The sequence below is a fragment of the Belliella marina genome (assembly GCF_042682445.1).
In the GTDB taxonomy this organism is placed as follows: Bacteria; Bacteroidota; Bacteroidia; order Cytophagales; family Cyclobacteriaceae; genus Belliella; species Belliella marina.
Map to the genome: position 1 here is coordinate 1 of NZ_JBHUHR010000035.1, position 1,986 is coordinate 1,986.

Consider the following 1,986-nt stretch of genomic DNA (forward strand, 5'->3'; position numbering starts at 1 on the left):
ATCCCTACGCCATCTATTCCATCCTGACCGTCTGCACCATCAGCACCGTTGATATTTGTCCAGGTATTGGTTGTTTCGTCGTAAACCCAAACTCCGTCTGCGTTATGTACTATCGTAACACCTTCTCCCGGACCGCCTGGCTCTCCAGGGGTACCAGGAGCTCCGCTCTCACCAGGCATTGACTCTGATGAAAAGCCAGGATCTCCCTGAGGACCTTGAGAACCATTGATATTTGTCCAGGTATTGGTCGTTCCATCATAAACCCATACTCCGTCTGCGTTGTGCACTATCGTAACACCTTCTCCCGGACCGCCTGGCTCTCCAGGGGTACCAGGAGCACCGCTCTCACCAGGCATTGACTCTGATGAAAAGCCAGGATCTCCCTGAGGACCTTGCGGACCATTGATATTTGTCCATGTATTGGTCGTTCCATCATAAACCCATACTCCGTCTGCGTTGTGCACTATCGTAACACCTTCTCCCGGACCGCCTGGCTCTCCAGGGCTACCCGGAGCTCCGCTCTCACCAGGCATTGACTCTGATGAAAAGCCAGGATCTCCCTGAGGACCTGTAAGGTCTGAAGTAGTAAAGGTCGATCCGTCTGTATAGGTTATGGTGAACGTACCGTCACCGTTGTCTGTCGTAGAAGAAATCCCTACGCCATCTATACCATCCTGACCATCAGCTCCTGCTGGCCCATTGATATTCGTCCAGGTATTGGTCGTTCCATCATAAACCCATACTCCGTCTGCGTTGTGCACTATCGTAACACCTTCTCCCGGACCGCCTGGCTCTCCAGGGGTACCCGGAGCTCCGCTCTCACCAGGCATTGACTCTGATGAAAAGCCAGGATCTCCCTGAGGACCTTGAGAACCGTTGATATTCGTCCAAGTATTGGTCGTTCCATCATAAACCCATACTCCGTCTGCGTTGTGTACTATCGTAACACCTTCTCCCGGACCGCCTGGCTCACCAGGGGTACCCGGAGCCCCGCTCTCACCAGGCATTGACTCTGATGAAAAGCCAGGCTCGCCTTGTGCACCTTGCGGACCTGTAAGGTCTGAAGTAGTAAAGGTCGATCCGTCTGTATATGTTATGGTGAACGTACCATCTCCGTTGTCTGTCGTAGAAGCAATGCCTACGCCGTCAATACCAGCCGGACCATTTGCCATATTAATGGTTACAGGTACATTAGCTTCATTGGTATATGTTATAGTACCATCGCCGTTGTCCACCAAAGTAGTAAGGGTCTCTTCAAAAAGGTCACCCATATCAATCAAAACCATATCTCCATCTCCGTTGGCATATAAAAATTGATTGGTGGCTGGATTGTAGGTTACAAAGTTATTGGAACCTACTCCAGCACCAGTCCAAGCCAATCTTCTCCATCTATCTTGATACCAATAGTAATAACCTGGAGTGATTAAGTCATTGTCCGTAGTATTGTACACCAATAGACTTTCCACATTTCCTGCCTGGATAGTAGCCTCATCAATAACACTCGTTAGTGCTACCCTAGGTATCAAAATACCTTTGTCAGAGGCCACAATCTCAAGTTGGCTGGAATGAGACGGTTCCGTAGTCCCTATTCCCACCTGAGCAGACGCATCAATAAAGATGGCTGCAAACAGCATCAAAAGTAGTATTCTTTTCATATTATTAAAATTTAGATAAAACCCTGTATTATTTTCTGTAAAATCTGGTCTTTTCGCCATAATCTGTTTGATTATACTATTCTTTAATTACCTGAATCCAGCCTTTAAACACTTTCTCCTGTCCGTTGGCTTCTGTGACTTTCAGGATATAGAAGTAGGTACCTGCGACAATTCCATCTGCACCCCAGTCATTTTGATAATCATCTGTTTCAAAAAGATGATCCCCTAACCTATTGAATATCACAATATTGTTTGACACAAACCGGTTCAATCCCTTGACTTCAAAAGTATCATTATCACCATCTCCATTTGGAGTGATTACATTAGGTAT

General features: G+C 47.0%; 1 protein-coding gene and 1 pseudogene. Both read right to left on the minus strand.

Annotated elements, in window-relative coordinates; all coding sequences use genetic code 11:
* A pseudogene (locus ACFSKL_RS12000) lies at positions 1 to 1,655 on the minus strand (hypothetical protein); the annotation flags it as partial.
* A 76-nt stretch (positions 1,656 to 1,731) separates the two neighbouring features.
* On the minus strand, positions 1,732 to 1,986 hold a 255-nt coding region (locus tag ACFSKL_RS12005), incomplete at its 5' end, for a gliding motility-associated C-terminal domain-containing protein (protein WP_376886480.1).